This window comes from Jiella pacifica (assembly GCF_010500815.1).
Taxonomy (GTDB): Bacteria; Pseudomonadota; Alphaproteobacteria; order Rhizobiales; family Rhizobiaceae; genus Jiella; species Jiella pacifica.
Genome location: NZ_JAAAMG010000012.1, coordinates 1 through 16,628, shown reverse-complemented (window position 1 = coordinate 16,628; position 16,628 = coordinate 1). Strand labels below are relative to the sequence as shown.

The window sequence follows — 16,628 nt, the reverse complement described above, 5'->3', positions numbered from 1 at the left end:
GCCTCGATGATCGACACGGGCGACATCTTCTCCGCGCTGACACTAACCCTGGAACTCGCCACCGTCACGACGCTGGTGCTGCTCGTCCTCGGAACGCCGCTTGCCTGGTGGCTCGCCCGCTCCCGCTCGCTCTTCTCCGACATGGTCGGCACCATCGTCGCCTTGCCGCTGGTCATGCCGCCGACTGTGCTGGGCTTCTATTTGTTGATCGGCCTCGGCCCATCCGGGCTCGGTGGCCTGTTCGGTCTGCGGTCCCTCGCCTTCTCGTTTCAAGGCCTCGTCATCGGCTCCGTCGTCTATTCCCTGCCCTTCGTCGTCCAGCCGATCCGCAATGCCTTCGAGATGGTCGGCGACCGGCCCCTCGAGGTCGCGGCGACGCTGCGGGCCTCGCCGCTCGATCGCTTCTTCACCGTCGCCATTCCGCTCGCCCGCTCCGGTTTTCTCACCGGCACGGTGCTGGGCTTCGCCCATACCGTCGGCGAATTCGGGGTGGTCCTGATGATCGGCGGCAACATTTCCGGCGAGACGCGGGTCCTGTCCATCGCGATCTTCGACTATGTCGAGCAGCTGCGCTTCGCCGACGCCCATATCGTCGCCGGCGGCATGCTGGTCTTCTCCTTCCTGGTGATCCTGGCGATGTCGCGGATCGGCCGCCGGCTCGGGGAGATCCGCCCATGACGAGGGGCAAGAGCCTTTCGGCGGACGCAGAGCCGGGCGGTCTCGACGTCGCGCTGGCGGGCCGGCGCGGCGACTTCACCATCGATGCCGCCTTCGCCGCGCCCGCCCGCGGGGTCACGGCGCTCTTCGGCCCGTCGGGTTCCGGCAAGACCTCGATCCTCAGGGCGATCGCCGGCCTCACCCGCCTTGATGGCCGGGTTCTCGTCGCCGGCCAGACCTGGCAGGACGGATCGCACTTCCTGCCGACCCACCGCCGCGCGCTCGGCTACGTCTTCCAGGAGGCGAGCCTGTTTTCGCATCTGACGGTGGACTGCAATCTGGTCTATGGGGCGCGGCGCAGCACCGGCGGCGTCGATGCCGCGATGCGCCGGCAGGTGATCGACCTTCTGTCCCTCGACAGGCTGATGTCCCGGGCCATCGCCGACCTTTCCGGCGGCGAGCGACAGCGCGTCGCGATCGGCCGCGCGATCCTGTCGCGACCGCGGCTTTTGTTGATGGACGAGCCGCTTTCCGGCCTCGATCACCGGGCAAAGGACGAGATCCTTCCCTTCCTCGAACGGCTCGCGGCCAGCCTCGACCTGCCGATCCTCTATGTCAGCCACGACCTTGCGGAGATCGAGCGCCTTGCCGATCGGATCGTCGTCATCGCAGACGGACACGTTCGGGCGAGCGGCCCGCTCAACGCCGCTTTGACCGACATCGGCCTCGGCCTCGTGCGCGATCCGCGCGCGGCGGCCGTCCTGCCGGCGCGGGTGGTGAGCTTTTCCGAAGAGGACGGGCTCGCCGAACTCGATCTCGGCGGCCAGCGGGTCTTCGTCGACGGCAGCGGGCCGGAGGAGATCGGGCTCGAACGCCGGCTGAGAATCGTCGCCAGCGACGTCAGCCTCGCCCGTGCTCCGCTCGCCGTTTCGACCATCCTCAACATCCTGCGTGTCGAGATTCTCGCCATCGAGCCGGGCGGCCGCGCCGACCTCGCCATCCTCCTCGCCGTCGACGGAGCGCCGGACCTGACCTTCATGGCAAAGGTCACCCGAAGATCCGCGGCCCGGCTCTCCCTCGCCCCCGGCGACCGGCTGCATGCCCAGATCAAGTCGGTTTCGCTCGCAACCTCGGCGATGCCGCGATCACGCTGAGGTCATCAGGGCTTTGCCGCTGCGGCAATTGCCGCTATTGGCGGGCACGACGCGTCGATGGAGGTTGTCCCATGTCGAGCCTGACCGAAAGTCATGTTACCGACGTTCCGCGATACCGGCCGGTGGCGCGTGTCTTGCATTGGCTCGTCGCGCTCCTCGTCCTCGTCGTCTGGCCGGTCGGCTTCGTCATCCACTTCGTCAAGGACGAGGCGAAGATGGGCTTTTACCTCGTCCACGAATCCTTCGGCTTCGTGATCCTCTGGATGATGCTGGCGCGGCTCGCAGTGCGGCTGATCGTTCCGCCGCCGCCCGAGGTCGAGATGCCCCTCCTGCAGAAGCGCGTCGCCGCCATCGTCCACTGGCTGCTTTACGGCGCGCTCCTCCTGCAGCCGATCTTCGGCTTCCTCGCCACCAACGCCTTCGGCTTCCCGCTCGACTGGTTCGGCCTCGTCACCGTCTGGAGCCCGATCGGCAAATCCGATCTCGCGCCGAACCTGATGAGCGTCCACGTCTTCCTCGGCTGGTCGATCCTCGTGCTGTTCTGCCTGCATTTCGCCGGCGTCCTGCACCACCACGTCGTCCGCCGCGACGCCACCTTGCATCGCATGCTCTGAGGCGAACCGGTCAGTCGTCAGCGGAACCGGGAAGCGCCAGGAGATCGAGGTGGCCGACCATCGCGCGGCCATCGCCGGCGGTTTCGAGCCGAAACGTCTTCCACGCGTCGAGCTCCGCCGGATCGAGGACGGCAAGTTCGCCGACCGCCTCCGCCATGCCCGTGACGTGCTCGACGGCAAGCGCACGATCGTCGGGACCAAGCAGCCACGGGCTCTCGGCGAGTTCGACGCCGTAGCCCCGCGCCTGCATCTCCTTGGCCAGCATCCGCGCGGCGCCCGGGCCGAGCGAGGGACCGGTGCCAAGCCCCTTCGGCCGCAACTGATGGCGGTTGAACCCCGCGACGACGATGCCGTCGAGGGGGTGGGACGGCTGGAACGTCGTCGAGCCGTCGTAGCTGAGGCCGGCATAAAGGGCGGCGCCGGCGCCCGCGATTGCGTCTGCGAGTGCCACGACGAAGTCGCGCGAGGCGAGGTCGAACAGGGCCGAGGCCGTCACCAGCCGGGCGTTTCCGATCGCAGCCCCGGCGGCGTCGGAAAGATCGGCACGGCATGTCTTTGCATCGGCGCCGAGCCTCGCCGCCCGTTCCGCCGCAAGGGCAAGCAGGGCCGGGTCGTCGTCGACCAGGCGCCAGTGGGCGTTGCAGCCGGCGGCGCGCAGGATGGGGTCCATCGCCGCGAGCGTCGAGCCGGCACCGCAGCCGAGATCAACGACGACGTGCACCGAACCCGATTTTGCGAGCCATTCGGCCGCCTTGTGCATCAGCCCCGCATCGCGGGCGCGACGATCGGCCGGCTCCCGCAAGGCGAGCCAGGACGGCTGAAATCCGCTCATCGCGCCACCTCCAGGCGCGACAGTGCATCCGCGACGATCCGTGCCGTCTCGTCCCAGCCGGGCAACGCCTGCCCCGCCGAACGTGCCGCCTGCGCGGCACGGGTCCGTGCCTCGCCGTCGCCGAGGAGCGAGCGGAGGGACGCGGCAAGCCCTTCGGCATCCCCCGGCTCGAAGCGCCGCCCTGCGGCCTCAGGGATGAAGTCGCGCGGCGCGCCCGCCGAGCAGAAGACGATCGGCAGGCCATGGGCCAGCGCCTCGGCGAAAACCATGCCGTAGCCCTCGTAGCGGCTGGCGAGGACGAAGAGATCGGCCTTCGGATACTCGGCGGCGACATCGGCCATGGCACCGGTGAGCTCGATCCGCCCGGAGAGGCCGAGCGTTTCGATCTGCCGGCGCAAGGCTTCCGCGGTGTCGGGATCGGCGCTCATGCTGCCGACGATCCGGCACCGCCAGGCAAGATCGGCGATCTTTGCGAGGCTCGCAACCAGCGTCGCGTGGTCCTTGCGGGGAATGAGCGTGCCGATCGACAGGATCGTCGGCGGTTCCTCGCTCCGCCTGTCGAGCGGCCGCGGCGAGGCATCCGGCTTGTCCGTCCCCGGCAGGGCGACCGTCAGCCGTTCGGCCGGCACGGCGAATGAAGACGACACGGCCTCGGCCGTCGCCGGGCTCGTCACGACGACCGCCTCGGCCGCGCCGAGCGCTCGTCGCTCGCTCGCTTCCAACGCATCGCGCGCCGCCGCATCGAGGCCGGTTTCGAGGAACAGCGGATGATGGACGAGCGCTGCAAGCCGCAGCCGCCGCGCCTGCCTCTCGGCGACCTGCGGCATGGCGCCGAAGGCCAAGCCGTCGACGAGGACGAGACCGCCATCCGGGATCCCGGCGAATGCCGCCTCGGTCTGAGCGAGTTCGGCGGGACTCGGGCGTGGAAACCCCTCCGGCAGACGCAGATGCTCGACGTCCCAGCCGAGCCGGCGCAACTCGGCCATCAGCCGCCGGTCATAGCCATAACCGCCGCTCGGCGTCGCGAGATCCCCGGGGATCGCGAAGACCAGCCGGCGTCGGCTCACAGCGCACCCTCGTACCAGCCGCGCGCGACGTGGGATTCCTCCAGGCTGACCTTCAGGCGGCAGATGCGCCCGCCGCCCACCCCCAAGGCGCCAGCCGCGATCTCTTCGGCCAGCCGGTCGAACAGATATCTAGCGAGGAATTCCGTGGTGGTGATCTTGCCGTGAAACACCGCGAGCTCGTCGAGATTCTGATAGTTCAGCGGTTCGAGCACCGCCTTTAGCAGCGCACTCGCCAGGCCGATGTCGACCGCGAGACCGTCTTCGTCGAGTTCTTCGGCAAAAAACGCCGCGTCGACCACGAAGGTCGCGCCGTGCATCTTCTGCGCGGGCCCGAAGACCGGCCGCGGCAGACTGTGGGCGATCATCATGTGGTCGCGGACCTCGACGGCATACATCGGCATTCCTCTCGTCGGTCTTCGTCAGTCGTAGCGGATCCGATGGCAGAGAGTTGCCGGATCTGCGAGAATGTCGACATAGCGCACAGCGAGTTCCGCGAAACCCGTCTCGGCCGAGAACAACGCGTCGAGCCGCGGATCGGCGAGCAGGCGGAGCGCCGTCTCGAGCCGCCGCCGGTTGGTCCAACGCCCGGCCCGGCTCGCCGGAACGCTGCCGACCTGCGAGGCGACGAGCGACAGGCGCCGGCTGTGGAAGGCACCGCCAAGGGGGATCTTCGGCGTCCTTTCGCCATACCAACTGGCCTCGACGATCCGCGCCTCGAAGCCGGCGGCGGCGATGGCGCTGGCAAGCCCCGCCTCGCTTGCAGAAGCGTGCACCACCACGTCGCATTCCACCGGCGCGTCGCCGGGCGCCGCAAAGACGATCCCGAGCGCCGCGGCAACGGCCGCCCGCTCCGCATTGACGTCGACCGCCGTCGTCTCCGTGCCGGGGATCGATCCCGCGAGATAGGCGACGAGAAGCCCGACGACCCCGCCACCGATCACCGCCACCTTGTCGCCCGGCAGGATGCCGGCGTCCCAGACGACGTTGAGCGCGGTTTCCATGTTGGCCGCCAGGACCGCGCGGGCTACGGGCACATCCGCCGGCACCGGCACCGCCGCTTCACCGGGGACGACGAAGCGATCCTGATGGGGATGCAGACAGAACACCCACGCGCCGTGCCGCGCGACATCTCCGCCGACGATCCGCCCGACCGTGGCGTAGCCATACTTTACCGGGAAGGGGAACGCCCCCTCCTGGAACGGCGCGCGCATCCGCTCCCATTCGCTCCGCGGCACGGCGCCGGCGGCAACGAGGGCCTCCGTGCCCCGGCTGATCGCCCCGAAAGCGGAAGCGACCGTCACCTCGCCCGGCCCGGCGGGCAGAGACGCCTCGGCACGCCGCTCGGCCCGGTTCTCCCCGACGATCCAAAGCGCTTGCGCCGGGGTGCGCCCGTCCTCTCCCGCCATGCGCAGGCTCCTTACGATGGCAACATGCCGATCCGGCACCTGCAGAAAGCTTCCCTGCGAACGCCCGATACGCTCGCACCCGGGTCTACTTGGCTCGACCCGCCGTTCCGGGCCGGGGCCGCGTCGATCCTCTACCTGCCTTCCTCTTCGTTCCCTTCAAGGCCAATGCCGATCGTTCGACCGTGGCATGGAGAAAGCCGCACGACAAGCGCTTTTTGTTCGTCGAAAGTTCTTGTTTTATCCTGAATGATATGGTGAGATGCATCTTCAGTGACGACAACCTCTGAACGTCGGCGATCCGATCGTCATAGGAGGCAGGCCCATGGTATCCCGCGTCAAGACGGTCGCCTTCCACGGCATCGAGGCGGTGCCGGTCGACGTCCAGGTCATGGTGGCGCCGGGCAAGGTCGGGATCCAGATCGTCGGCCTGCCGGACAAGGCGGTGGCCGAAAGCCGGGAGCGGGTGCAGGCGGCCCTCCACGCCTCCGGCCTGTCGATGCCGCCGAAGAAGGTGACGGTCAATCTCGCGCCGGCGGACCTGCCGAAGGAGGGCAGTCATTACGACCTGCCGATCGCCCTCGGGCTGATGGTGGCGCTCGGTGCGGTCCCGTCCGACACGCTGGCCGGTTACTGCGTTCTCGGCGAACTCTCGCTCGACGGGATGATTACGCCGGTGGCCGGCGTGCTGCCGGCGGCGATGCGCGCCAACACGCTCGAAATGGGGCTGATCTGTCCGGCCGAATGCGGGCCCGAAGCGGCCTGGGCGAGCGCCGAGATGCCGATCGTCGCCGCCCGCAGCCTGATCCAGATCGCCAATCACTTCCGCGGCACCCAGGTGATCGCGCGTCCCGAGCCGGCGATCCGTTCGGCGCCGGCCAATCTGGCGGACATGGCGGAGATCAAGGGCCAGATCGTCGCCAAGCGGGCGCTCGAGATCGCCGCGGCCGGCGGCCACAACCTGTTGATGGTCGGCCCTCCCGGTTCGGGCAAGTCGATGCTCGCCCAGCGGCTTCCCTCCATCCTGCCGCCCCTTGCGCCGCGCGAACTCCTGGAGGTGTCGATGATCGCCTCGATCGCCGGCGAGTTGAGCGGCGGCAAGCTTTCCGACCGCCGGCCGTTCCGCAGCCCGCATCATTCGGCCTCGATGGCGGCGATGGTCGGCGGTGGGTTGCGTGCGCGGCCGGGCGAAGTCTCGCTCGCCCATCGCGGCGTTCTGTTTCTCGACGAATTGCCGGAATTTTCGCCGATCGTGCTCGATTCCCTCCGCCAACCGCTGGAAGGCGGCGAGAGCGTCATCGCCCGGGCCAATCACCGCGTCACATATCCCGCCAAATTCCAGCTGATTGCGGCGATGAACCCCTGTCGCTGCGGCATGGCCGGTGAGCCGGGCTACCTCTGTCCCCGCGGCGCGCGCTGCGCAGGGGAATACCAGTCGCGCATCTCCGGCCCCTTGCTCGACCGGATCGATCTGCGGGTGGAGGTTCCCGCTGTGACGGCGTCGGACCTGATCCGACCCGCCCCGGCCGAGCCGTCCTCGGCGGTGCTTGCCCGCGTCGTCGCGGCTCGCCAGCGACAGGCCGAGCGATTTTCCGCCCTCGGCCTGCCGGCCGAAACGTTGAACGCCCATTGTTCGGCCAGCATGATCGAGGACGTTGCCTCGGTCGACCGGCCGGGGACCCAGCTTCTTCATGACGCGGCCGAACAGATGAAGTTCTCGGCGAGAGCCTATCACCGCATTCTCAAGGTGGCCCGCACCCTCGCCGATCTCGATCAGGCCGGCAGCGTCCAGCGCGTCCATCTTGCCGAGGCGATCTCCTACCGGGTGGCGGGCGAACGGCTCGCCGCGGCCGCCTGAATGGGACGGATGGGCAAGGGCACCGACGCGTCCGCCCATCGAAGCGACCGCGATGCTCGGTGCCAAAGCCGGAGGCTCCACGAGAATCGCCGTGCGGATCCGAGACTCAATTTCGGGGACCTTCTCCGATGCCTCTCAGCATCCGGTCTGTTCCGCCGCGGTGTCGACTGACCTCGAAAGCTCGATAGCGCCCGCTCGTCGTCTCAATCCAGGTCCCGGTGCATGGTCGCCATGCCGTTGGAGCGGCCGAGTTCCTCGTATCCGGCGGCCTCGTAGAGGGCCAGCGCCGGCTCATTGTCGAGTTCGACCTTGAGCGTGACGGATATCGCGCCAAGCTGCTTCGCCGCCGCTTCCGCATGGGCCGCGAGTTGCTTGCCGGCACCGCCGCGCGCAGCCTCTTCGACGAAGACGTAGACGAGGTGGCGCACCTCGGGTCCGATGCCGATCCGCAGTGCGAAGAAGCCGACCTCCCGACCGGACGCGTCGACCAGGTAGAACGACATGTCGTCCGGCTCGTTCAGCCATTTCTCTTGCCATTCCAGGGGATCGAACGGATGCTTGGCGCTCGGATTGACCAATGCCAGATCGGCCTTCTCGGCCAGGAGCCGCTCGAGCGGCCGGAGATCGAATGGCGTGTTGGGGCGGAGCGAGAGGTCGGACAAAGCGTATTTCCCATCAGGCTGTGGCAAGGGGCCTTTCTGGTTGCTCTGTCTCGCATGGCCGGGCGAAGGTCTTCAACCGCCAGGCCGAAAAGCCTCACTGAAAAAGCGAATTGTCGACCATCTCGGCCTGCTTGGCCCATTTTCGACCGGGATCGTTGACCGGCTTGGAAGCACAGGCGGAAACGAGAACGAGAAGCGCCAGGGCGGCGGCGAGGGGAATGCGACGGTTCAAGGCGGGAAATTCCTGGTTTGAGGACGAAGGCAACGGCACCCTGGAGAAGTGCTGGCCCATCACCAGCACCCAACTCCGGCGGAACGGTGGCCGCGGCCTAAGTCGCTTGGCTCAGCCCGGCCGGGGCGGATGAAAGGCGCGGCCTCGGCCATCTTCGCCCCGCGAAAGCGGCGACGAGGCGCGCCGCCCACCTCGCCGGCACGCCGCATCCTTCGCGATCTCCTGCGCCCTGCACCGTGGCATGGCCGAGCAATCGCAGCCGAGAAGAGCGACTAAACGCCTGCACCAGGCCGCGGCCGCGAGCATTTCGCGTCGTCAACGCGGTTCCTGTCCCGGCACGATTCCCCCCGACGGCGTCGATGCGAGGACGGAGGGCGTCGCGCCGTTGACAAGTGGCGCGGCCGAAGGCTGGCCATAGACGTCCCCGAGGCCGAAGAGCCAGGGGATGCCGCCGCTTCCGGCCCGTTGGACAACCCGCCCGTCGGGCAGGCGCACGGGATAGGCGACGCGTCGCTCACGGTTCGAAAGGATGATGCCCGGCCGGTCGGCACGGGATCCATAGTCCTGGGCAAGGACCGAGGACGTCTGCGGCAGCATCGAAGCGCCCAAGGCGGCCGCCAGTCCTGCAATCTTCCAGATCATGTCGTGGCTCCTTCTCTTTGCTCCGCGTTCCGCGCCAAACGCGATGAAACACGCGAAGGGCGTTGGCGCACAGTGCGGTTCAATCCGGCAACTGGCCGGGCACGAGACCGCTGGATGGCGTATCGCGATCTGCGAGGGAGGCCCGCTCACGCACTGCCGTCCCCTCCGTTCCGACGCACCCGCCGAGGATCGGCGCGAGTCCGGCCGCCACGATCACGAGTTTGAGCTTCATCCACCGCATCTGCATCTCGTCCCTTCTGCACTTGGCCTGTCACGGCGAACGAGAGAAGGGGCGGAGAGTTGCTACAGAAAGACGTGATCGGTCACGGGGCGCGGGAAACCTGCTCGCTCTTCCGATTGGAACTGCGGCGACGTCCGTGGGGAATGCGGCCGCAGCCCCGGCCCGCCGAACGATCCGACAGCCGCGTCGTCGGCAGAGGAAAAGGCCGCGACCGCCATGCGGCTCGTTCGCAGGGAACAGGCGACGGGCTGACCGGAGAGCCCTGGGTGACAGGCGATCCGCTGCCTACTGGCTGCCCTCCTGCGCATCCTTCCGCCGCAGATCGGCGAGCAGCGCCTCGACCGCCGGCGCTGTCGGGCGCAGGGAGGCCTCTGCTGCCGGACGAAGGCAGAAAGTGATCCGAAGGCGCCCCTTGACGCTCCACATATAGGTGGTGAGATCGAGGCTCCCGCGCTTGGCCAGGAAGCGATAGTCGCGGACCACGTACTCCCCGCCCTGCAGTTCGACGGCCTTTGGTTCCGTGCGCGCCGTGAAGTTGCTGGGGCGCACCAGCGGGTCGTAGGCGAGGTTCGGCCGCAGGGCCTTGGCCTTCTCGAACAGCCACCCCTCGACGTCCGCCCAGGGCATGCGTTCCTTGTCGAGCATGAAGGCGGTGTCGATCGGCCAGGAGCCCGGTGGGCGCGTCGGCGTCAGCGCATAGAGGCAGGAAAGGTCTTCCGGGCAACCGGGACCGGCGCAGTCGAAGCGCTGGCCGATCTCGATCACCGCGTCTTCTTCCGGCCCCGCGGCCCAGCCACGCGGCGCTTCGGCCTGGGCGCCAGCGGCGACGATGCCTGCCGCGACGGCCAGAACCGCCACCAGCAAACCCAGCACGATCCGTTTGAACGCGCCTGTCATCAGTCTCCTCCCGTCTTCTGCCGTGCGAACTGGCGTCGCGGATAGCCCGCTCGCTGCCGCATGCCGCGCCGCGCCGTGCCCCGCAATCCACCGATCAGCGCCGCCCGATCGGCTCGCTTTGGCGGCGATGCGACCGCAATATGGGAAGCTTCGCTTGAGAGGGGCTGACCATCGCTGCCGCCCCGGACCAGGCGCCGCATCCTCTCCTTGCCGCCAGGGCAGATGCAGCCTACCTCCAGGCGATGGAACACACCGATGAACGACGTGCGAGACTGATCGCCGACGAGTTGGAACGGGTGGACGGCGTCCGCCCCGGCCGGGACACGCCGGGACGCAAGCATCGCAAGATGGCGTCGAACCCGTTTCACTTCTATCGCGGTTCCGCCCAGATCTTCTACACCGACCTGAAGGAGGGCGTTCTCCTTTTGCCCGCCGGCATTACCGAGTGGGTCAAGCCGACCGCCGTCGTCGGCGACTGCCACATGGCAAATTTCGGCTTCGTCACCGAAAAGGGGTCCCACGGCAATCTCGTCGTTTTCGTGCCGAACGATTTCGACGATGCGTGCATCGGCCACGCCGCCTGGGATCTGACGCGCTTTCTGGCCAGCATCTTCCTCGCCTCGGACTTCGCCCATGGCATTCTCGACGGCCGATACGAGACCAGCGAGATCGACGATCTCTCCGGCCTGAAGGCCCCGTCCGAAGAAGAGCAGGAGACGGCGGCCCGCGCCTTCCTGGAGGCTTACCGCGAAATGGCGGAGGCGGTCGCCGAGGATCCGGCACGGCGGCGCACGGTGAAATCAGGCTTCCCGAAGGATCACGTGCTGCACAAGGGCTTGAAGAAGGCCCGCAAGCGATCGATCGGTGGCAAGAACTTTCAGACCAAGAGCACCCTCGGCAAGGCCGTCGCCGTGGCGGAGGACGGGCTGCGCTTTCGCGATCGTCCCGGCCGCTACCGCCGCCTCGACGCGTCCAGCGCAGCGAGCATCCGCTCCGAGTTCCGCCCCTATGTCGACGACGAGATCCTCGACATCGTCGAACGCCTCGGCGCCGGGACCGGCTCGGTCAATGTCGAGCGCTACTATCTGCTGGTCGGGCCGACCGGCGCCTCGACCTTTGCGGAATTGCCGATGTGCCACATCGTCGAAGTCAAGCAGCAGCGTCCCGCCGCCCCGCTCCGACACTTTGCCGACATCGACCCGCGCAACCGGCTGTCGCCCGCCCACCTCACCGTCGACCTGCAGCGGCTGATGCAGCGCGAGCCGGATCTCCTGCTCGACGAGGTCGCCTGGAACGGCTCGCAATGGCTGGTCCGCTCGCGCCACCATGCCCGCTACAGTCTCGATCCCGAGGAGATCTGCCTCGCCGACGCGCCGGGCAAGCGGCTACGCCAGTATGTCGAGGCCTGCGGCCAAGCCCTCGCCCTTGCCCATTGCCGCACCGACCATCGCTCCAACGCCTTCGAAACGGCGATTGCCGCGCGGATCGAGGATTCCGGTGATGTCTTGATCGAGACGTCCCGGGCCTATTCGCGGCAGGTCGTCGCCGACCACGCGCTGCTGCGGTCCATGCTGGACGCCTGACCGATCCGCCGCCGCGCCGCCACCCGGTCGCCCGGGAGCGGTCGTTCAGGCGGCGAGCGGATCGCGCCGGTGCGGGATACCCGCCGCACCGAAGGTGTGATCGAGGAAGATCTCGGCGCAGGCTTCCCAATTATAGGCGAAGGACCGCCGGAATGCCGTCTCCCGATCGATCGAAAGGGCCGCGAGGCACGCCTCGCGCAGGTCCCTCGAAATCGCGCCGGCGCCGGAATCGGCGATGACGTCGTTCGGGCCGGGCTCGGGAAAGGCAGCGATGGGCACGCCGCAGGCGAGCGCCTCGATGATGACGTTGCCGAAGGTGTCGGTCTTGGAGGGAAAGACGAAGACGTCGGCCGAGGAATAGTAGCGCGCCAAAGCGTCGCCGGTCTGCAGGCCGGCGAAATGGACCTCCGGATAGCGGGCGAGGAGACCCGCCATCGACGGGCCGTCGCCGACCACGAGCTTCGAGCCGGGCAGGTCGAGGTCGAGGAAACCTTCGACGTTCTTCTCCGGCGCAAGCCGCGACACGGTCAGGAAGATCGGCCGCGGCAGATCGAGACGGATCGGCTCGCTCGGCCGGAAGATGTGGCGATCGATGCCGCGGGTCCAGGTGACGAGATTGTTGAAGCCCATCGGCTCCAGTTGGCGGCGCATCGATTCCGTCGGCACGAGGCAGTAGCTCGCTGCATTGTGGAACCATCGCAGCACGTTGTAGGTCCAGCGCTCGGGGATCGGCGCGCGCTTGCGCAGATACTCGGGAAAGCGGGTGTGGAGGCTCGTCGTGAAGCCGAGGCCGCGCCGCAGGCAGACCCGGCGGGCGGCAAATCCGAGCGGGCCTTCCGTCGCGATGTGGACCGCGTCCGGCCGGAAGGCGTCCATCAGCCGCGCCATGGCGTCGGTGCCCGTCAGCGCCAGCCGGATCTCCGGATAGGTCGGGCAGGGAATGGTGCGGAAGTCCTGCGGCGTCACGACCTTGACGTCGAAGCCACGGTCCGAGAGTTCGCCGACGAGGCTGGCGATCGTTCGGACCACGCCGTTCACCTGTGGGTGCCAGGCGTCGGTGACGATCAGGATTCGCTGCATTCAGGCTGCCTCCGTCGGGCGGACCACCGGTCGCTGCTCCGAGACGATGCGCGGCTGGGCCGCTTTCGCATGGGCGCGCGCCCTGACGACTTCGCTCCAGCGAATGAGCTCGAAGGAACCGTCGTGGCGCTCGGCGACTGCGGTGCAGCTTTCGACCCAGTCGCCCGTGTTGATATAGGCGATGTCCGCGTAGTCGGCCAGTTGGGCGTGATGGATGTGGCCGCAGATGACGCCGTCGCAGCCCATCCGGTTGGCTTCCTCGGCCAGCGCGGATTCGAACGCGCCGATGAAGTTGACGGCGTTCTTCACCTTCAGCTTCGCCCAGGACGAGAACGACCAGTAGGGAAAGCCCAGCCGCCGGCGGATCTTGTTGAAGACCAGATTGACGGCGATCGCCGCGTCGTAGGCCCAGTCGCCGAGATAGGCGATGATCCTTGCGTTGCGCACCACGACGTCGAACTCGTCGCCATGCATGACGAGAAACCGCCGGCCGTCTGCGGTGACATGGACGTCGTTGAGTTTCACCTCGACGCCGCCGAAATGCCTGCCGGTGAAATCGCGCAGGAATTCGTCGTGATTGCCGGGGATGTAGATCACCGTCGCGCCCTTGCGGGCCTTGCGCAGAAGCTTCTGGACGACGTCGTTGTGGCTCTGCGGCCAGTTCCAGGATCGCTTCAGCCGCCAGCCATCGACGATGTCACCGACGAGATAGATCTTCTCCGCATCGTGGAAGCGCAGGAAATCGATCAGCATTTCCGCCTGGGCCGACTTGGCGCCGAGGTGAATGTCGGAAATGAACAACGTCCGGAAATGCCGCGTTGCTGCTTCGTCCGTCATGATTGCCGCCTCGCGCAACGTCTGTCCGCCTCTCCGTTTGGTCAGCAATGGCTGATTCGCATTGCAGGCGTGTGACGCGGGAGGCCGGAAACCGGAGCGACACGATTGGCGCCGCTTGCCAATTGCGGTTTGCCGGACGGTCGAAGGAGGGGCTAAGAGGGCGGCAGAGAGCGGCGCGGGCCCATCGCGCGACAGACCACCGAGGCTGAGATGAGCACCAACCAATCCCCGGAAGGCGATCCCAAGAAGAGCGATCTGGACGAGCAGGCGCTGTTCTTCCACCGCTATCCGAAACCCGGCAAGCTCGCCATCCAGGCCACCAAGCCGCTCGGCAATCAGCGCGACCTGGCGCTGGCCTATTCGCCCGGCGTCGCCGCTCCCTGCCTCGAAATCGCCCGGGATCCGTCGCTCGCGGCGGACTACACCAGCCGCGCCAATCTCGTCGCGGTGATCTCCAACGGCACCGCCGTCCTCGGCCTCGGCAATATCGGGCCGCTCGCCTCCAAGCCGGTGATGGAGGGCAAGGCGGTCCTGTTCAAGAAGTTCGCCGACATCGACGTCTTCGACATTGAGGTCGACGCCTACGAGATCGACCATTTCTGCAAGGTGGTCGCGGCACTGGAGCCGACCTTCGGCGGCATCAACCTGGAAGACATCAAGTCGCCGGAGTGCTTCGAGATCGAGGCGCGGCTGCGCGAGGAAATGGCGATCCCGGTCTTCCACGACGACCAGCACGGCACGGCGATCATCGCCGCGGCCGCGGTTCGCAACGCGCTCCGCCTCGGCGGCAAGAAGCTCGAAGAGGTAAAGATCGTCGCCTCGGGCGCCGGCGCCGCAGCGCTCGCCTGCCTCAATCTCCTCGTCTCCCTCGGTGCGAAGCTCGAAAACATCCTCGTCACCGACAAGGACGGCCTCGTCTACAAGGGCCGGACCGTCACCATGGACCGCTGGAAGGACGTCTATGCCCGCGACACCGAGATGCGGACGCTGGAAGAGGCGCTGGACGGCGCCGACATCTTCCTCGGCCTCTCGGCGGCGGGCGTCCTGAAGCCCGACTATCTGAAGAAGATGGCCGACAAGCCGCTGATCCTGGCGCTCGCCAATCCCGTGCCCGAGATCATGCCGGACCTCGCCAGAGAGGTTCGCCCCGACGCGATGATCTGCACCGGCCGGTCGGATTTCCCCAACCAGGTCAACAACGTCCTGTGCTTCCCCTTCATTTTCCGCGGCGCGCTCGACTGCGGCGCGACGGGCATCACGGAGGGCATGAAGCAGGCGGCGACCGACGCCATCGCCGAGCTCGCCCGCGAAGAGGTCTCGGAAGTCGCGGCGAAGGCCTATGGCTCCGAGACGCCGGTCTTCGGGCCGGACTATCTGATCCCCTCCCCCTTCGATCCGCGGCTGATCCTGAAGATCGCGCCGGCCGTCGCGCGGGCCGCCGAAAAGGACGGCGTCGCCTCGCGGCCGATCGAGGACATGCAGGCCTATGTCGAAAAGCTGAGCCGCTTCGTCTTCCGCTCCGGCATGATCATGAAGCCGATCTTCCAGATCGCCCGGAACTCGGCCAAGCGGGTGATCTTCGCCGATGGCGAGGACGAGCGGGTGCTGCGGGCCGCGCAGGTGCTGATGGAGGACGAGGTCTGCGTGCCGATCCTGATCGGCCGTCCGGCCGTCCTCGAAACCCGGCTCGAACGCTACGGCCTCAAGATCCGCCCGGGCAAGGACTTCGAGGTGATCAACCCCGAGGACGACCCGCGTTACCGCGACTATGTCGACCACTATTTCCAAAGGGTCGGGCGCAAGGGCGTCAGCCCCGACACCGCCCGCACGGTGGTGCGCACCAACACCACCGTCATCGGCGCGGTCGCGGTCTCGCGCGGCGAGGCCGACTCGCTGATCTGCGGGCTGGAGGGCCGCTTCCCCCATCATGTCCGCGACATCAGCCAGGTCATCGGCATGCGGCGGGACGTGAAGAAGCTCGCGGCCATGAGCCTGTTGATCACCCAAGGGGCGACGAAGTTCTTCCTCGACACCTATGTCCAGCGCGATCCGAACACCGAGGAACTCGCCGAGATGACCCGCCTCGCCGCCGCCGAACTGCGCCGCTTCGGCATCGACCCGAAGGCCGCCTTCGTCTCCCACTCCAATTTCGGCACCGACGACACCGAGGACACGGTCAAGCTGCGCAAGGCGCTGAAGCTGGTGAAGGCGGCGATGCCGGATCTCGAGATCGACGGCGAGATGCATGGCGACTCTGCGCTGTCGGAAGCCATCCGCAAGCGCAACATGCCGGACTCGACGCTGACGGGGGAAGCCAATCTCCTGATCTTCCCGACCCTCGACGCGGCCAACATCACCCTCAACGTCGTCAAGCAGATGACCGACGCGCTGCATGTCGGCCCCATCCTCCTCGGCGCCGCTTCGCCGGCCCACGTGCTGACGCCCTCGGTCACCTCGCGCGGCGTGGTCAACATGGCGGCCATCGCGACGGCCCAGGCGATCGGGCTGGAGGGGTGACGCCGCTGCCCCTCTCTCCCCTTGCGGGAGAGAAAGCGATTTCATCGGCTTAGGCGCGAAGCGACTAAACGATAGAAATCGCCAGAGAGGGGTCTCTCCGCCACCGCCGCCGCAAACTTTGCAAGAGGCCCCGCAGCGCCCACCCGCCGCCGCCACGACAGCCGAACCGGTGAAACCCCTCTCTGGCCATTCTCAAGGTTTGAACCTCGCTGCGCTCGGCTCAACTGTCCTCTTAATCTTCTTTCCATGCTATTTTTGGGAAGGAGGACCGAACCATGGGACCGTCACCATCAAGGAAGTCCGCAGGGCCGCGTGATGCGGCCACCAAGGTTGCGCATCATCGCCTGAGTGT

17 protein-coding genes are annotated in these 16,628 nt (G+C 67.5%); 6 read left to right on the top strand and 11 right to left on the bottom strand.

What is annotated here, in order from left to right:
* Positions 1-6: 6 nt before the first annotated feature.
* The 3 genes from modB (at position 7) to GTK09_RS14980 (ending at position 2,425) form a co-directional block, all read left to right on the top strand.
* Positions 7-678 carry a molybdate ABC transporter permease subunit gene (gene modB / locus GTK09_RS14990; protein WP_163463988.1) on the top strand — a complete coding sequence of 224 codons (672 nt, stop codon included), beginning with the start codon at positions 7-9 and terminating at the stop codon, positions 676-678.
* Positions 675-1,811 (top strand): molybdenum ABC transporter ATP-binding protein, encoded by a 1,137-nt coding sequence (modC, locus tag GTK09_RS14985; protein ID WP_163463987.1) that lies wholly within the window; start codon positions 675-677, stop codon positions 1,809-1,811. Before modB ends, modC begins: the two co-directional genes overlap by 4 nt.
* 71 nt (positions 1,812-1,882) lie before the next feature.
* Complete coding sequence (locus GTK09_RS14980; protein ID WP_163463986.1) at positions 1,883-2,425, top strand: cytochrome b; 543 nt, start codon at positions 1,883-1,885, stop codon at positions 2,423-2,425.
* Positions 2,426-2,435: 10 nt separating this feature from the next.
* Here the strand turns inward: GTK09_RS14980 and GTK09_RS14975 are convergent, their stop codons facing one another.
* Genes GTK09_RS14975 through GTK09_RS14960 form a run of 4 tightly spaced genes read right to left on the bottom strand, consistent with a single transcriptional unit; the run spans position 2,436 to position 5,730 of the window.
* Positions 2,436-3,257, bottom strand: coding sequence for a class I SAM-dependent methyltransferase (locus GTK09_RS14975; RefSeq protein WP_163463985.1), 822 nt, complete (start codon positions 3,255-3,257; stop codon positions 2,436-2,438).
* Complete coding sequence (locus tag GTK09_RS14970) at positions 3,254-4,324, bottom strand: glycosyltransferase (protein ID WP_312869888.1); 1,071 nt, start codon at positions 4,322-4,324, stop codon at positions 3,254-3,256. The genes GTK09_RS14975 and GTK09_RS14970 overlap by 4 nt, the downstream gene beginning before the upstream one ends.
* Positions 4,321-4,719 (bottom strand): 6-pyruvoyl trahydropterin synthase family protein, encoded by a 399-nt coding sequence (locus GTK09_RS14965; RefSeq protein ID WP_163463984.1) that lies wholly within the window; start codon positions 4,717-4,719, stop codon positions 4,321-4,323. Before GTK09_RS14965 ends, GTK09_RS14970 begins: the two co-directional genes overlap by 4 nt.
* Positions 4,720-4,743: 24 nt before the next feature.
* Positions 4,744-5,730 (bottom strand): zinc-dependent alcohol dehydrogenase, encoded by a 987-nt coding sequence (locus GTK09_RS14960; protein ID WP_163463983.1) that lies wholly within the window; start codon positions 5,728-5,730, stop codon positions 4,744-4,746.
* A 322-nt stretch (positions 5,731-6,052) separates the two neighbouring features.
* On the opposite strand from GTK09_RS14960, the gene GTK09_RS14955 reads away from it, so the two are divergent.
* Entirely contained in the window at positions 6,053-7,585 is a 1,533-nt protein-coding gene (locus tag GTK09_RS14955) for a YifB family Mg chelatase-like AAA ATPase (RefSeq protein WP_163463982.1), read from the top strand.
* 203 nt (positions 7,586-7,788) lie between these two features.
* On the opposite strand, the gene GTK09_RS14950 is transcribed toward GTK09_RS14955, so the two are convergent.
* The 5 genes from GTK09_RS14950 to GTK09_RS14930 all read right to left on the bottom strand — a co-directional run bounded on the left by GTK09_RS14950 (position 7,789) and on the right by GTK09_RS14930 (position 10,259).
* Positions 7,789-8,274, bottom strand: coding sequence for a GNAT family N-acetyltransferase (locus tag GTK09_RS14950; protein ID WP_246217927.1), 486 nt, complete (start codon positions 8,272-8,274; stop codon positions 7,789-7,791).
* 67 nt (positions 8,275-8,341) lie between these two features.
* Complete coding sequence (locus tag GTK09_RS14945; RefSeq protein ID WP_163463981.1) at positions 8,342-8,479, bottom strand: hypothetical protein; 138 nt, start codon at positions 8,477-8,479, stop codon at positions 8,342-8,344.
* A 315-nt stretch (positions 8,480-8,794) separates the two neighbouring features.
* Positions 8,795-9,121, bottom strand: coding sequence for a hypothetical protein (locus GTK09_RS14940; protein WP_163463980.1), 327 nt, complete (start codon positions 9,119-9,121; stop codon positions 8,795-8,797).
* 79 nt (positions 9,122-9,200) lie between these two features.
* Positions 9,201-9,353 carry a hypothetical protein gene (locus GTK09_RS14935; RefSeq protein ID WP_163463979.1) on the bottom strand — a complete coding sequence of 51 codons (153 nt, stop codon included), beginning with the start codon at positions 9,351-9,353 and terminating at the stop codon, positions 9,201-9,203.
* Positions 9,354-9,647: 294 nt separating this feature from the next.
* Positions 9,648-10,259, bottom strand: coding sequence for a hypothetical protein (locus GTK09_RS14930; RefSeq protein WP_163463978.1), 612 nt, complete (start codon positions 10,257-10,259; stop codon positions 9,648-9,650).
* Positions 10,260-10,501: 242 nt separating this feature from the next.
* On the opposite strand from GTK09_RS14930, the gene GTK09_RS14925 reads away from it, so the two are divergent.
* Positions 10,502-11,842 (top strand): DUF2252 family protein, encoded by a 1,341-nt coding sequence (locus GTK09_RS14925; protein ID WP_163463977.1) that lies wholly within the window; start codon positions 10,502-10,504, stop codon positions 11,840-11,842.
* A 45-nt stretch (positions 11,843-11,887) separates the two neighbouring features.
* Here the strand turns inward: GTK09_RS14925 and GTK09_RS14920 are convergent, their stop codons facing one another.
* Positions 11,888-12,922, bottom strand: coding sequence for a glycosyltransferase family 4 protein (locus tag GTK09_RS14920; protein ID WP_163463976.1), 1,035 nt, complete (start codon positions 12,920-12,922; stop codon positions 11,888-11,890).
* Positions 12,923-13,759: a UDP-2,3-diacylglucosamine diphosphatase gene (locus GTK09_RS14915; RefSeq protein ID WP_163463975.1), complete on the bottom strand. Its 837-nt coding sequence runs from the start codon at positions 13,757-13,759 to the stop codon at positions 12,923-12,925.
* Positions 13,760-13,969: 210 nt separating this feature from the next.
* Between GTK09_RS14915 and GTK09_RS14910 the strand changes: the two genes are divergently transcribed.
* Complete coding sequence (locus GTK09_RS14910) at positions 13,970-16,276, top strand: NADP-dependent malic enzyme (protein WP_163463974.1); 2,307 nt, start codon at positions 13,970-13,972, stop codon at positions 16,274-16,276.
* Positions 16,277-16,628 lie beyond the last annotated feature (352 nt).